This is a genomic window from Aquirufa rosea (genome assembly GCF_004118285.1).
Taxonomy (GTDB): domain Bacteria; phylum Bacteroidota; class Bacteroidia; order Cytophagales; family Spirosomataceae; genus Aquirufa; species Aquirufa rosea.
In genome coordinates, this window is the sequence record NZ_SDHY01000006.1 from 124,884 (window position 1) to 138,913 (window position 14,030).

Here is a 14,030-nt window from a genome sequence, read left to right on the forward strand (position 1 = left end):
AAGGGCATTAATTAAGCTCTTCTTTTCCAAACTTGATGTATTGCTCCCAATCGTATTCATTGATATCGTGTTTCCCTTCTCGAATATGGTATCGAATCAATTGACCTACTGGTTGATTTAAGCCTGGCATTTCTATGTTTCCCAAGCCTTTTTTACCATATAAAGCGTACACTTTCTCCATTTCGCGTGTACTCAAAAATTCCCCTTTCGGATCAGACCATTGATCTCCAAATGCCGAAGCCACATAGACTGGTCGAGGCGACAGTAAACTCAATAAAATATGTTGATCAAAAGGCAATTCATTTTCTCGATCTGAATAAGTGGCATATTTGGGTAAAAACCAATGCGGGAAACTATTGGTGATACGCCAAATGGTCTCACCATAAATTCTTCTACTCAATGCCGCCCCACCTTCTCCTGACTCATTAGAAATGATGGCAGCAAATCGCTGATCATTAGCTCCAGCCCACATGGCAGCTTTTCCTAAACGCGAATGACCATGAACAATGACTTTATTGGGATCTATTTGCTGGATATTCTGAGCCAAATCCATGATACGACTTAGACCCCAAGCCCAAGCACCCATGGCTGTCCATTCCTCTGGTTTCAATCCCAATGCAGAGGCTAAACGAGTACGAACTCCGTTTTTATAGCCATTGGCATGGTCTTCTTCAAAATCACCGCATGCCGCTGTAATAGTCCCAAAGCCAGCATCAATCACTTTCTCTATTTGCCAACGAGTCGCCCAAACGCCTCTAGAACTTGGTTGAGAAACATAGTTCACAAAATCAGGTGCATTATTACATACCACATATTTGTCGAACATAGGAATAGACTCATCGGTACTAATCGTCTGATTACCACAAAAATTTAATCCCAAAAATACAGGAGCTTTCTTGACAGCTGTTGGCAAAATTACCACTACTGTGGCCTGAACTTTACCTTCAAAATCCATTTTCCAAATCGACTGAATCGCTTTACCCCCCAGAATCTCCTTCTTGGAAATCAAGGTATTGACTTGCTTGAGCTTCTTTTTGGGTAGTTTACCATACATATGAGATGCAAACAAATCTAACCAATAGCCACGATTCTTTTCCCATTCAGCTTTTGTCGTGATTTTTTTTGAACCCATTACTAAAGGATCGGGCAAAGTAAATGCGCCTACCTTACTTTCATCGTAATTGGCTACAAAGGGTTTTTGCTGAGCCATAATGGTCGTATTTAAAAAACAAAATAAGAGAATAAATCTTTTCATGGAATTGCGATTTAAAATCAAATGAATACTATTGGGTCTTAACCTGGAATGGTATCAAAACCTGAGATTCTTTGATAGGCTTCTTATTAATTAAATCCAAAGCCATAGCAATGGCTTGCGCACCTTGTTGTTCTGCATTTTGCAAAATAGTGGCATCTAAATTACCCGCCTGAACCGCCTTTAATGCATCGCCAATACCATCTACACTTACCACCACTACCTTATCCTTTTTCTTTGCATCCATCAAGGCCTGCATGGCTCCCAATCCCATTTCATCATTATGGGCAAATACTCCCTGAATTTGGTCTCCATAGGACTGAATCCAGTTTTCCATGAGTGCCATGGATTTAGCTCTATCCCATTCTCCTGTTTGAGTAGCTAATAATTTAATCTGTGGATAGGCCTTTAATGCTTCCATAGCACCTCGCTCCCGATCTATTTGAGCTGCTTGACCCATATATCCCTGAATCATTAAAATATTTCCTTTTCCATTGAGTTTTTTAGCTAAAAAATCAATGGCCATTTTGGCGGACTCAGCATCATCTGAGCCCACCCAGGCATCTGGTTTTTCCTTGGTAGAAGAATTAACATTGACGATAGGAATTCCTGCTTTTCTTGCTCGTAAAATGGCAGGTGAACTAGCCTCAAACTCTGCTGGATTCAGGATGATGGCATCAACTTGTTGACTAATAAAATTCTCTACTTGTTCCACTTGCTTCAAAGCAGAGCGCTCGGCATCTACCACAATAAGCTCAACATCAGCATCTTTGGCATGCTTTTCCAAAGAAGCGCTTACTTGTTGAATAAACTCATTTTGCAAACTTAACATGGACACACCTATGACTATTTTCTTCTTTTCACCCGAGGATTCCTTAGATCCACAAGCCAATAGAAGAGCCACGAATAAAAAAGAGAGTAAACTGCGTATTCCTAATTTCATGTTAACGTTTTATTTTTTGATAAACACTGTCCAATATAACTGCTAATATAATAATTCCCCCCATCACCACTTGCTGCCAGTACGCAGAAACATTCAATAAATCGAGACCATTATTGATGACACCAATAAACAATACACCTAGTAATGTTCCAGTCATGCTACCTTTACCTCCTCGAGTACTTGTTCCTCCTATTATCACCGCAGCTATGGCATCTAACTCGAACCCTAAGCCCGCATTGGGTTGGCCCGTATTGATACGAGCCGACAATAAAATACCCCCCAAAGCGGCAAATATCCCACTCAGGGTGTACACTATCCATTTCACTTTGGCAACGGGAATTCCTGCCACCCAAGCAGCCGTTTCATTTCCACCAATGGCCGTCACATATCGTCCAAAGACAGTTTGAGTTAGTACAAAATGGCAAATCAAATAAGATAGTATCAAAAAACCAATGGGAATAGGAATACCTAAAACATCACCATTCCCCAAATAATTAAAGCTATCCAATAAATCTGAAACAGGACGACCAGAAGAAATAATTAATGCTACTCCCCTTGCGATAGTCATGGTTCCCAAGGTCACTATAAATGGTGGAACTTTAGAAAGTATCACAGTTAGTCCATTGAGCGCCCCCATCAAAGCACCGACTCCTAAAGCCATTATTAAGGCTAAATAGACATTTCCATTGATAGATTTGGCAAATAATGCAGCCACTACGCCGGCCACGGCCAACATGGAGCCCAGAGATAAATCTATACCCCCTGAAATAATCACAAAAGTGACTCCAAATGCTAAAATGGCATTCACTGAAACCTGGTTAAGAATCACCAGCAAATTTGTCTCCGTTAAAAACCGAGGGGTTAAGCTGGTAATGAGAACGCACACGGCAATCAAGGCAATGAAAATCCCACCAGATTGACTACCCATAAATATTTTTTTCCAGTTCATATATTCTTATTTCATAGCGAAAGACATAATCTCTGCTGGATTCGTTTCATCCTTATTCAAAATAGCAGTTTGCTTTCCTTTTGACACGACCAAAATGCGATCACTCATGTGCATCAATTCCGGCAAATCGGAGGAAATCAAAATGATGGATTTCCCTTGTCGACTCAACTCAACCATCAAGGTATATATTTCAAATTTTGCTTGTACATCGATACCTCTCGTGGGCTCATCTAAAATTAATACATCAGGTAAATGTTGTAAGACGCGACCAAAAACAACTTTCTGCTGATTACCACCGCTCAAGTTCATGACCTTTTGCTCTGGTCCATTCGTTTTAATCTTTAGTCGTTCAATATGCCCCAGAGCAACGGACTCTTCCATTTTTCTATTTAAAAGACCCAAGCGCTGAAATTCTATCAAGGAGGAAAGAGTCAAATTTTGTTGAACGGAAAATTCAGGAATAAATCCCATTTCCTTTCTGTCTTCACTCACATAACCTATACCTTGCTTAATGGCATCCTGAGGACTTTTAAACTTCATCAATTGATTTTTCCAAATGATTTCTCCCTGTTGTGGTGACAACAATCCAGCAAGGGCTTTACCAATTTCAGTCCTACCCGCTCCTACCAAACCCCCAAAACCCAAAATCTCCCCTTCATGCAGGTCAAATTCGATGTGTTGAAATAATTTGGAATGTCCCAAGCCCCTCACTTGTAAGCTAACTTTTCCAGGCTGGTAAGCTCTAGCAGGAAAAAATTGATTCATTTCCCTACCGACCATTTCCTGCACCACTTCCCATTCAGTGCAATCCTGGGTTGCTTTGGAGGAAATCAAGTGACCATCACGTAAGACGGATATTCGGTCCGACAACCCAAAAATTTCTTCCATTTTATGTGAAGTAAACAAGACACTTACTCCCTCATTTTTTAATTTATATAACAGTCGCCTGAACAAGGCAATCTCCTTTTCAGATAAGGAAGAGGTTGGCTCATCCATTAAAATAAGGTGAGCGCGTTGAGATATTGCTCGTAATATCTCAACTAATTGTTGTTCTGCGATAGATAAATCCTTTAATAAAGTACTTGGGTTAAGAAGAATATCATTTTCTTTCAACAAGTCCAAGGTTTTCAATCGGGCATTTTTTTTCCTTTCCCAAGGCCAAAATCCCAATTCATGCTCTCTACCTAAAAATATATTTTCCTCTACGCTCAGCTCAGGAATCATCATCAATTCCTGATGAATCATGGAAATTCCTGCATCCATGATTTGCTTCACATTTTCATGGAGGCGCTTTTGGCCAAAAAAAATCACCTCTCCACGATCAGGAGAGGTGATTCCCAAAATAATCTTCATTAAGGTTGATTTGCCTGCTCCATTCTCACCCACTAAAGCGTGGATTTCTCCAGGAAACAAAGCTAAATCAATGGAATGTAGAACGGGAGTTCCTGAATAAGCCTTAGAAACATGTTTGAGTTCTAGAACTGGTTCCACCTTTACTACCCTACCTTCCATGGATTAAATTAACATGGCCACTCTACGTGAGTATCTTTCCATTGTTTTTGCTTAGCTGAATCAATGACTGCCTCACAAACTTTCTGTGTTTGTAAAGACTCACGGAAGGTTGGAGAACAAGGCTCTCCTGTTTCCAATGACTTAAGGAAGTCAGCTGCTTGGTGCACAAAGCTATGCTCATAACCAATGGATAAACCTGGAACCCACCATTTGTCCATGTAAGGCTGATCTCCATCCGTTACTAGGATAGATTTCCATCCACGAACGATAGAGGCATCGGCATGATCATACATCTCTAAACGGTTCAAATCATGTAGATCCCAACGTAAAGATGCATGCTCCCCATTGATTTCAAAAGTATATAAGGCCTTGTGCCCACGCGCATAACGAGTAGACTCAAATAAACCTAAGGAACCATTTTGGAAATGACAATGGAATAAACAAGCATCATCTATACCTACTTTCTGTACTTGACCAGAATCAGTATGAACACGCTCCTTGATAAAGGTTTCAGTCATGGCAGAAACATCCGTAATACCACCATTGATCCACAATGCTGTATCAATACAATGCGCTAATAAATCACCTGTAACTCCTGAACCAGCTGCTTCTACATCCAAACGCCAAGTACCTGCTCCACCTTGTGGCAAATCTGGACTAATGGTCCAATCTTGTAGAAAGTTAGCGCGGTAATGGAAAATACGACCTAGTTTACCTGAATCTACGATCTGCTTAGCCAAGGTAACAGCTGGCAAACGTCGGTAGTTGTACCAAACTGTATTTTTCACACCTGCCGCCTCAATAGCAGCTACCATTTCTTCCCCTTCAGCCAAAGTTCTAGACAAAGGCTTCTCGCATAAAATCATCTTGCCCGCTTTAGCAGCAGCGATAGCAATTTCAGCGTGGGTATCATTGGGTGTACAAATATCCACGGCATCGATATCATCACGTGCTATTATTTTACGCCAATCTGTTTCGTAAGAAGCATAGCCCCATTGCTCAGCAAATGCTTTTACTTTCTCCTCATTACGAGAGCAAACTGCCTGTAAAACAGGCTCATAAGCCAAATTAGGGAAAAAGTTAGTAATGCGGTTAAAACCATTGGAGTGGGTTCTTCCCATGAATCCCGTTCCTATCAATCCTATTCTTAATTTTTTCTTTTCCATAGTTCAAATTTTCAAAATATTAAGACCAACCATGCGCATTACGCACCTTAATCATGGTTGCTAAAATATCATTCCATGTTTTTTGTTGTAACATCACTTCATTGCTAAACATACAACCATCCCAACAGATATGCTTGAATGCTTTGGTTAATTCACCTTTTTCATCACGAAGCCAGAAACCTGCATCTTCTGCTACAGATAATTTACCATTGGGATCTGTGGCTTGACAGTGTCTACCCGTTTTGTCATGACTTCCTGTTCCGTGAACAGTCCCATCATTTTGAGCCACGTGGAAATCGATAGTCCATGGACGTAATGCCGCCGTAATTTTACGAAGAGCATCTTTCAAAACTTCACGGTCAGACCAATCATAACCTTCAGGTAAAATACGGTCTTCTGGGGAGTTATATCCCATGGTGTATAATAAAGTATGCGACATATCAGCCTGAAAACCAATGTTTTTACGATCAACAGCCTCCAAAGTAGCCACCATATGACGCCATGAATGCATACCACCCCAACAGATTTCACCTTCAGCCGCTAAACGCTCACCGTAGTCGGCCGCTACATCACAAGCACGTTGGAAAGTCTCCACAATCTTTTTTGAATTTCCTACTGGATCCTTAGCCCAATCAGAAACCCCACTAGCCGAGTCAATACGCACGATGCCATTCGGACGAATACCCATTTCACGTAAGGTTTGGCCAATTTCACAAGATTTTTTGACCATATCCACGAAGGTATCTTGGTCAGCTTTAGAACCAATAGCCGGACCTCCCCAAATGGGAGCCACCAAACTACCAATCTCTAAACCATGTGCTGCTACTTTGTCGGCTAATCTCTTAGCTCCTTCTTTACCCGAGTTAATGTCAAAATGAGGATCAAATAAACCCACATCAACTCCATCAAATTTTACACCATCCACTTCAGCAGCAGCTGTCATTTCAAGCATTTGATCTAAGGAAATAACTGGTTCTGAATCAGGACCTTTTCCCACAATACCCGGCCAAGTGGCATTGTGTAATTTTGGATACTTATTTATTTGTGTCATTTGTTCAAACGGTTTTATCGATTACAATTTTAAATCAGGATTATTTGGACCGAAGTGCTTCAACATCACGATTGGGTCAGTAGAAGAATGGTTAGTAATCACCACTCCTTCTTGCGCCGCCTTCTCCGTCACAAAAAACTCATCATTGGTCAACTGACCGTAGCGAATCATAGCTGGGGTTTCAATGTCCCAAACACCCATTTTACCATGTCCTTGCATCATAATTAAGCCATAGGCAGCGGCATCTTTAATGGTGACAGTTTGACCTGGGAAGATAGTTAATTCTTTGGCAGAAAATGCCTCAGAACGATAGCATACCCACTTCTCAGAATAACCTTCTTTTGCCATTTCAGCCTCATCCTTCACCGGAATTGGAGCCATAAAACGAGTTTCCAATAAATTAGGGTTGGTATTTAATTCCCAATCAATCACTTCCATTAATTGGTCATAATTACCAATCTGATCCTTCGGAGTACCATTCCATAATAATTCTTCTGGAATGATAGCTTCATTTACTAAGGATTGATACATAGCAAATACGTCAGAAGCTTTTTGTGGCTCATAAGTACAAAGGCTACCTGGTGCATGCAACATCCCTGGAGGAACATCCCATCCAGTTCCAGGAATCAATGGAAATGCTTGAGAGAACATGGTGATTTTATTATCACCTTTGGTGAAATTCTGTAAACACTCTTTGATTTGCTCCTTAGTAGTACCTGGAGCGATACCAAAGAACGTATAAGGAAAATCGCCTCCGTGGTTATTTAATTGAGGCGGAAAATAATAAGCTTCAGGCTTACCCAATTGACCAATTTTCGCCGCGTGTTCGTCGTTATGGTGAATATGGTGTGGCAATGGTCCCATGTTATCAAAAAACTTGGAATACATAGGCCAAGATTTGTACTCATTCCATATACGATCCCCAATAATTTGAGCACCTAATTCTTCAATCACATCCTTTAATAGGATTTGCTCCTCTTTGCCACCATCTGTATAAACTACGGCACTCAAGCCTTCGTTTTCCCCAGTCAATGGACCATTTTTAGCAGGGGTTGTAGATGATAACCAACGCTCATCAATTCCACCTCTTACTCCACCGAGTACATAATAATCATCTGGATGCAATTTAATACGTCGACCTGGTACGCAAAATGATCTAGGTACCCAGGTAGGTGCTAAACGCAATATACCCTTTCCTTGTTCTAGGGCTTTTTCTGCTTTATTTTTCATAAGAATAGGCAATCTTTATAGTATAAATTTAGTTAATTTCTCTGATTGTTTTTGTTGATCCAAAACTTCTAATGTTACGGAAAAACGTTTACTTGCCCTCGGTGCTAAAAAGATTAATGAACCATCCTCTCTAGCCGCTTTTTGTCCAATGGGTGGATGCGTTCCAGGTTCAATTCCCGTTACATACTCATCTTTTCCCCAATGTTGCCAATTCGTTAATTGAGGTAATTCTCTTTTATCGTAGGACATCTTTACTCCTAATCCTAGCTTCTCATTGTATAAACCACAAGCTACCTGATGTTGAGCATCCGTTGCGGCATCAATGAAAGCCACTTCCTCTCCTCCACCTGAATGAATATCCAAAGGTGCTGGACAAGTTTTGTAGTCGTTGCTTTCCTTAAAAATAAGCGGCTCTTGAATTCCTTCAAAACGATATTTCCATTTTCCTGGAGCAATGATTCGAGTTCCCTCATCCACTAAAGGCCATCCAAAATTGAAATGATATAATATCATCAAAGGAGCTTCCATATTGCCCTCATTGATGACTTCATCCTCAATTTTTAAAAATGCTTCGCCTAGTCTGCCTGATATGGTTCTTTTTAACGTCAAGCAAGGACCAAAAATCACATGCTGACGAACTATGCCCGAAATACTCATATCTAATTTTCCAGCATGAATATCTGGTTGTACGATGGAAGTAATCTCAGCCATTTGATTGCTGATTTTTCCATGGATCCCCCGACTACCATATTCATCTTGTTCTGGTCCACCCACATGGTCTAAACCACAGGTGGTCATCAATCCACCTCCAAATGTGCGTAACCAGTGCAGCCCCTGGTCAGACAGGGGCTGTGGACTGGTAATGCCAGCATGGGAAATCCATGCTAAACTTTTTTCTTGGTAAAAAGCCTCGGCAATATCCATGCCTCGGTCTAGGACTATTTTGTAGCGAAATCCCGCTCCCGTATCCATCCAAGCAATTCGAACGCCTCTACCTGCACCATTATCAAGAGTGGAGGTTTCTATGCCTCCGAGTTGCTTGTGATTGGATATTTTATCTTTCCAAGGATACGTCATTTTTCTTAAATTATTTAGCCGCAGGTTTAGCAAACATTGCATTCGCCTCGCTACCGCCTGACATCAAATAAGCCATCAAATCTTTCAATTCTTCTGGGTTCAAGCTATTCACCAAACCAGCTAGCATTGGAGAAACACCCGAGTATTTCACGGAAGTTACATTTTTCTTCAATACTTTTTCAATTTGATCTGGAGCATATGGATTTTGAGATACATAAAATGCTACCTTATCTTGGTTAGTGATACGTCCTACTACAGAAGTTCCGTTTCTTAACATCAATTGAGAGGCGGCATATTGATCTGAAACCGTCTTGTTGGGCTCAATGATAGCTTCCAAGATATCTTTCTTAGAGAAACGAGTTCCTAAGTTAGTTAAATCTGGACCAATGTTTCCGCCTCCATCAGCACCTACGGCATGACAGTTTCTACAAGTAGTAGCCGCGAACATCGATTTACCATTTTGGAAATCACGGTTAGTTAATGGTGCATCTAATAAAGCTAATGCCTCATCCACTTTCCAGTTTCTACCTGGACCTTTAGGTGCATTTACTTTTACTAAATCATTACCACTAGATGTCAATAAATCAGCTCCAGACATTTTATCGTACTTAGCACGCTGATTTTCTGGCACATTTTTCAAGGCCAACTTACGAGCACGATCAATGAAACCGATATAACTACGTCCACCTTGGTACTCAAATCCTTTACGGAACCAAGTGAAATAACGATCATATAATTCTGGAGTCCAGTTATTCTTAGCAGCACTTAACATGGTAGCTAAATACGTTTGCTGGGCTGGTGGAATTTTCTCCAACATACGAGCGATATCTGTACCATATTGAGGGTTACGCATAATTAAATCCGCTGAAGAAGTAGCTGTTTCTGCGCGGTAAGCTGCCACAGAAGCAGTATCCTTAGTTTCTAACAATTTTAAGGTACGTGGAATGATGTTCGGTGCTTCCAAAGTAACCAAGATACGGCTCAAAGAACGAGTTAAGTTCATTTGTTTAGCTGGATACATCGCATCAAACTTAGCCACAATTGCAGCGGATTGAGCAGCATCTGGCATTCCATTACGTAAGATATTTAACTCAAATGCACGAATGTAATCAATCTGCAATGCCTCATTGAATCCTTTGTTATCAATCTTCAATAAAGCTGCATTGATCGCATTTTTATTCTCTGGCTTATCCATACGGATTAATCCAATCAAAGCATTGATAGCTGCCACTGGATCTTTCTCATTTAAAGCCTTATCCTTCCAAGAATCCGCAGGATTGTGCTCCAAAGCAATACGAGCCGCATAACGAATGAAACGATCTGGGCTATTCAAATGTGGCCAAACAGTAGCAACTGCCGCTGGGTTTGGACCATTGTGGAATACCTCCAATTTACGACGTAATTCATTCAATGGATTGATTTGAGAAACTACTGGTTTGGTGTTAGCTTCTTCCGGACCAGCATAATATACACGGTACAAATCAGACTCTAAACGACGACCACCGATTAAGAAATACAATGCACCATCTGGACCAATTTGACCATCCGTTAAAGGAAGTGGAATACCAGACAAGAACTCTTCACGCTCAGCTGTATAAGATGAACCTTGTGGTTTCAATTTAATCAAGTGAGCAATACCGAAAGTCCAGTCAAAAGCCAATAATGATTTCTTGTATTTAGCAGGGAACTTAGCATCACGTAAAGACAATAAACTGGTTGGGGAACCTTGACCAATATTCAATACTGGAGGTAAGTTGTCTGGTAAAGAAGGTGACCATTTACTATTACCTGTTCTCCATCCATGCTCAGAACCAGAAGTCACGTGGTTGATACGGGTTGGACGGTACCAAGGTAAACCAAAATCCCACTCCATATCTGCATCATAAGCAAATAAATCACCTACTTCATTGAAAGCAATATCAAAAGCATTTCTGTAACCAGCACTTACTAATTCCCATTTCTTTCCATCTGGATCGATATTAACAACATATCCACCTGGAGCATAACGATCGTTCGCATGTCCTCTTGGGTCTTTAATCAATGGGAATAAGTTATCCTCATGCCAGTTCTTTGGCAAACGATAAGCATCCATTGGAGGAACGTCCGTATGGTTACCATTGATTAAATAAATGGATTTCTTATCTGGAGATAAAATAATCGAGTGTGGACCATGCTCTCCCTCTCCTTTGAATTCTTTCATCAAAGTGATTTTGTCGAAATGATCATCACCATCTAAGTCCTGAATGCGATATAAACCACTACCACGGGGTGCATATGAAGGCGCAAAATTAGGATTACGATTAGGATTTGCAGCAGGAGGGTTTGCTGGAGCTACACGAGCATTCACCATCACATATAAACTATTGAAGGCATAAAGCAAACCGTGCGCATTTCCAATGCCTAAAGTATCTGCTCCTTTTCCAAATTTCAATTTCTCAATTTTCGGAGTATTGTCTTTGGAACCAATGGCTGGGATAGTCAATCTGAATAGTCCACCGTATTGATCAGAGGCAATCATTCTACCTTTGTCATCAAAACACATAGCTACCCAAGATCCCATTTTGGCATCGGATGGACTAAATAAATGTTCAACTTTAAATCCAGGCTGCAAACGAATTTTATCCGTTTTTGGATTTCCCCCCTCAGTGAGGGCAGGTTGCACTTTGTGGAGTGAATTGTAGCCAAAACTGCCTAGGGCAATCATGGCGGCAAACACCAATCCAAATTTAACTAGAGGTCTCATTTTCATATAATTAGCATTGTTTATTTAAGAATTTTTAATCGAACGTTTTTATATTCCACCTTCATTGGTGGACCTACGTGTACTTGCATGCCTAACCAGCCAGATGATTTACCATTCACCTTGTCTAAGTCAGTAACATCACTCATCAAAATACCATTCACGTAATGTAATAAGTGGTTTCCTTTAGCTACAATGTGAATTTCATTCCAATCTTCTGAATGAATTTTGGTTTTTAATGAATCCGTATGACCTAAAGAACCTTTTACCTGACGAGCAGTCCAGTTATTTCTCTGAGAATATGTCTTCAAATTATTTTTCAATTCAGGATCAGTTTGCTCATTAATTACAGAAATTTCTCCACGGTAGGCCAAGGTTGTACGCGCACGCTCCTCATAGTTTTGTCCCGTGTAACGATTATTGCCATCAATATCAGCTTGATATCCTTTCAATGCAAATGGCAAATCGGGAAGTAACTCCTCCGAACGATAATTAACACCAGTATTACCCGTTTTAGTAATTTTAACATCAGCTTTAAATTCAAAATCAGCCGGTTGACCACCTCTCCAGATTAAAAAGTGATTTCTCTTCAAAGAAGTTTCTGGGGTAATTTCACCCACGATACTTCCATTTTCCACACGCCAGTAAGCAGGATCTCCCTCCCATCCTTTCAGCGACTTACCGTCAAAAATTTGTTTGAACCCTTTTTCATTAGGCTTGCTCTGAGGCCCCTCCGAGGAATTGCGAAACGCAAAAAATGGTAGCATCAGCCCAACAAGGCCCAGATACAGTAATTGTTTTTTCATAGGTAATATAGATTTATGTAAAAATTAGTGAAAAAATTATCAATTATATAATGTTTTATATGGTTTTAGGCCTTTTTCTTCTTGTAATGAAAAAAGACAAAAACTCCTTTCTTATTAGAAATAACAATATCTTTTAGCCCATCACGATTCATATCTTCGATAACTATGTGAATACCAGCACCTGAGTCCTCGTCAATGTCATGGCTAATCCAGGTTGGATTTTTACCTGGCTTAAATTCATACCAACGAAGGAGCGCTTTTTCAAATTCTCCAGGATCCTTTCCATTGTGTGCCATAAACCTTTTTCCTACCACAAAATCTGGATGCTTGTCACCATTGAAATCGGCCATGGCCATGGCATGTGTTTGAGAAAGATCTTTTTGAATGACTTGAGTTTCTACTCCAAGTGTACTACGCTTATGCCACCAGATACCATAATCATGAGCAGAGGAATTGAGCAGGTCAACTAGTCCATCGCCATCCAAATCCAAGACCATGATGTGTGCGCTATCAAATTTTAAAGGCAAAGGATGAAATGTCCATTCATTGGCCATCACATCGGCAGGACACTCCCACCATCCTTCTTTGAAAATGATATCTTTTCTACCATCTCCATTCATATCTCCATGCCCTAAGCCATGAGTGTATTTATGTGTTCCCAAGCTAGGATTCGATGAAATCAAATGGACTTTCCAAGTGCTATCTTGTTTAGCTTTGGGAGCTTCTAACCAAATCATTTGTTTAGATTTGGAATCATTGCCAATAATATCTTTTAGTCCATCACCATTAACATCTTCAAATAATGGTGATTCATTTCCAATAGAGGCATATAAAAAATGTCTTTTCCAAAGTAAAGGCTTGTTTTTGGGATTCTCAAACCAATAAACTGCCTCACCTGGCAATCCTACTTTAATTAAATCTACCCATCCGTCATGATTAACATCTTGGGCAAAGTTTAAAAATGAATTACTATAACCCTCATCCACTTTAAATACGTGATCTTTGGGGAATGCTTTCAACGATTTATCGTATCGAATATCATCATCACTGATGACATGCTTGGTCCATTTAGGTGCTTCAAACCAATAAGCGCCAGCCAAGACATCTTTCTTTCCATCATGATTCACGTCCCCTACACATACTCCTTCAGAAAGAAAGGTAGAACTGAGTACTACTTTCGTAAATTCTGGAACATGCACTGATGCATTAGCTTGCCCAAAAAACAGACAAGAAATAACCAAGGCTTTAGGAAGAATGGACAGGTTTTTCATGAGTAGAGGAGAAAAAAATAGCTGCCCTGCTAA

General features: G+C 40.3%; 11 protein-coding genes. All 11 read right to left on the reverse strand.

Going from position 1 to position 14,030, the window contains the following annotated elements:
• Positions 1-7 precede the first annotated feature (7 nt).
• On the reverse strand, positions 8-1,255 hold the full coding sequence (locus ESB04_RS10235; protein WP_129027647.1) for a glucuronyl esterase domain-containing protein: 1,248 nt from the start codon (positions 1,253-1,255) through the stop codon (positions 8-10).
• 28 nt (positions 1,256-1,283) lie between these two features.
• A complete protein-coding gene (locus ESB04_RS10240) occupies positions 1,284-2,195 on the reverse strand; it encodes a substrate-binding domain-containing protein (protein ID WP_129027648.1) in 912 nt (303 codons plus the stop codon).
• Between the two features lies 1 nt (position 2,196).
• On the reverse strand, positions 2,197-3,144 hold the full coding sequence (locus tag ESB04_RS10245) for an ABC transporter permease (RefSeq protein ID WP_129027649.1): 948 nt from the start codon (positions 3,142-3,144) through the stop codon (positions 2,197-2,199).
• Between the two features lie 6 nt (positions 3,145-3,150).
• Positions 3,151-4,656 (reverse strand): sugar ABC transporter ATP-binding protein, encoded by a 1,506-nt coding sequence (locus ESB04_RS10250; RefSeq protein WP_129027650.1) that lies wholly within the window; start codon positions 4,654-4,656, stop codon positions 3,151-3,153.
• Positions 4,657-4,664: 8 nt separating this feature from the next.
• On the reverse strand, positions 4,665-5,822 hold the full coding sequence (locus ESB04_RS10255) for a Gfo/Idh/MocA family protein (RefSeq protein WP_129027651.1): 1,158 nt from the start codon (positions 5,820-5,822) through the stop codon (positions 4,665-4,667).
• A gap of 19 nt (positions 5,823-5,841) precedes the next feature.
• On the reverse strand, positions 5,842-6,873 hold the full coding sequence (locus ESB04_RS10260; RefSeq protein ID WP_129027652.1) for a sugar phosphate isomerase/epimerase family protein: 1,032 nt from the start codon (positions 6,871-6,873) through the stop codon (positions 5,842-5,844).
• Positions 6,874-6,894: 21 nt separating this feature from the next.
• The gene (locus ESB04_RS10265; RefSeq protein WP_129027653.1) at positions 6,895-8,103 is read right to left on the reverse strand and encodes a class I mannose-6-phosphate isomerase; all 1,209 of its coding nucleotides are present in this window, start codon (positions 8,101-8,103) and stop codon (positions 6,895-6,897) included.
• A gap of 15 nt (positions 8,104-8,118) precedes the next feature.
• Positions 8,119-9,180, reverse strand: a complete 1,062-nt coding sequence (locus ESB04_RS10270) for an aldose 1-epimerase family protein (protein WP_129027654.1) — start codon at positions 9,178-9,180, stop codon at positions 8,119-8,121.
• Between the two features lie 10 nt (positions 9,181-9,190).
• Positions 9,191-11,929: a c-type cytochrome gene (locus tag ESB04_RS10275; protein WP_129027655.1), complete on the reverse strand. Its 2,739-nt coding sequence runs from the start codon at positions 11,927-11,929 to the stop codon at positions 9,191-9,193.
• A gap of 14 nt (positions 11,930-11,943) precedes the next feature.
• Entirely contained in the window at positions 11,944-12,726 is a 783-nt protein-coding gene (locus tag ESB04_RS10280) for a 3-keto-disaccharide hydrolase (protein ID WP_129027656.1), read from the reverse strand.
• Positions 12,727-12,791: 65 nt separating this feature from the next.
• Positions 12,792-13,997 (reverse strand): FG-GAP repeat domain-containing protein, encoded by a 1,206-nt coding sequence (locus ESB04_RS10285; RefSeq protein ID WP_164969641.1) that lies wholly within the window; start codon positions 13,995-13,997, stop codon positions 12,792-12,794.
• Positions 13,998-14,030 lie beyond the last annotated feature (33 nt).

Bases quoted from the DNA above. Each gene is read 5' to 3' on its own strand.
- ESB04_RS10235 (WP_129027647.1), bottom strand. From the start codon at position 1,255: ATGAAAAGATTTATTCTCTTATTTTGTTTTTTAAATACGACCATTATG.
- ESB04_RS10240 (WP_129027648.1), bottom strand. From the start codon at position 2,195: ATGAAATTAGGAATACGCAGTTTACTCTCTTTTTTATTCGTGGCTCTT.
- ESB04_RS10245 (WP_129027649.1), bottom strand. From the start codon at position 3,144: ATGAACTGGAAAAAAATATTTATGGGTAGTCAATCTGGTGGGATTTTC.
- ESB04_RS10250 (WP_129027650.1), bottom strand. From the start codon at position 4,656: ATGGAAGGTAGGGTAGTAAAGGTGGAACCAGTTCTAGAACTCAAACAT.
- ESB04_RS10255 (WP_129027651.1), bottom strand. From the start codon at position 5,822: ATGGAAAAGAAAAAATTAAGAATAGGATTGATAGGAACGGGATTCATG.
- ESB04_RS10260 (WP_129027652.1), bottom strand. From the start codon at position 6,873: ATGACACAAATAAATAAGTATCCAAAATTACACAATGCCACTTGGCCG.
- ESB04_RS10265 (WP_129027653.1), bottom strand. From the start codon at position 8,103: ATGAAAAATAAAGCAGAAAAAGCCCTAGAACAAGGAAAGGGTATATTG.
- ESB04_RS10270 (WP_129027654.1), bottom strand. From the start codon at position 9,180: ATGACGTATCCTTGGAAAGATAAAATATCCAATCACAAGCAACTCGGA.
- ESB04_RS10275 (WP_129027655.1), bottom strand. From the start codon at position 11,929: ATGAAAATGAGACCTCTAGTTAAATTTGGATTGGTGTTTGCCGCCATG.
- ESB04_RS10280 (WP_129027656.1), bottom strand. From the start codon at position 12,726: ATGAAAAAACAATTACTGTATCTGGGCCTTGTTGGGCTGATGCTACCA.
- ESB04_RS10285 (WP_164969641.1), bottom strand. From the start codon at position 13,997: ATGAAAAACCTGTCCATTCTTCCTAAAGCCTTGGTTATTTCTTGTCTG.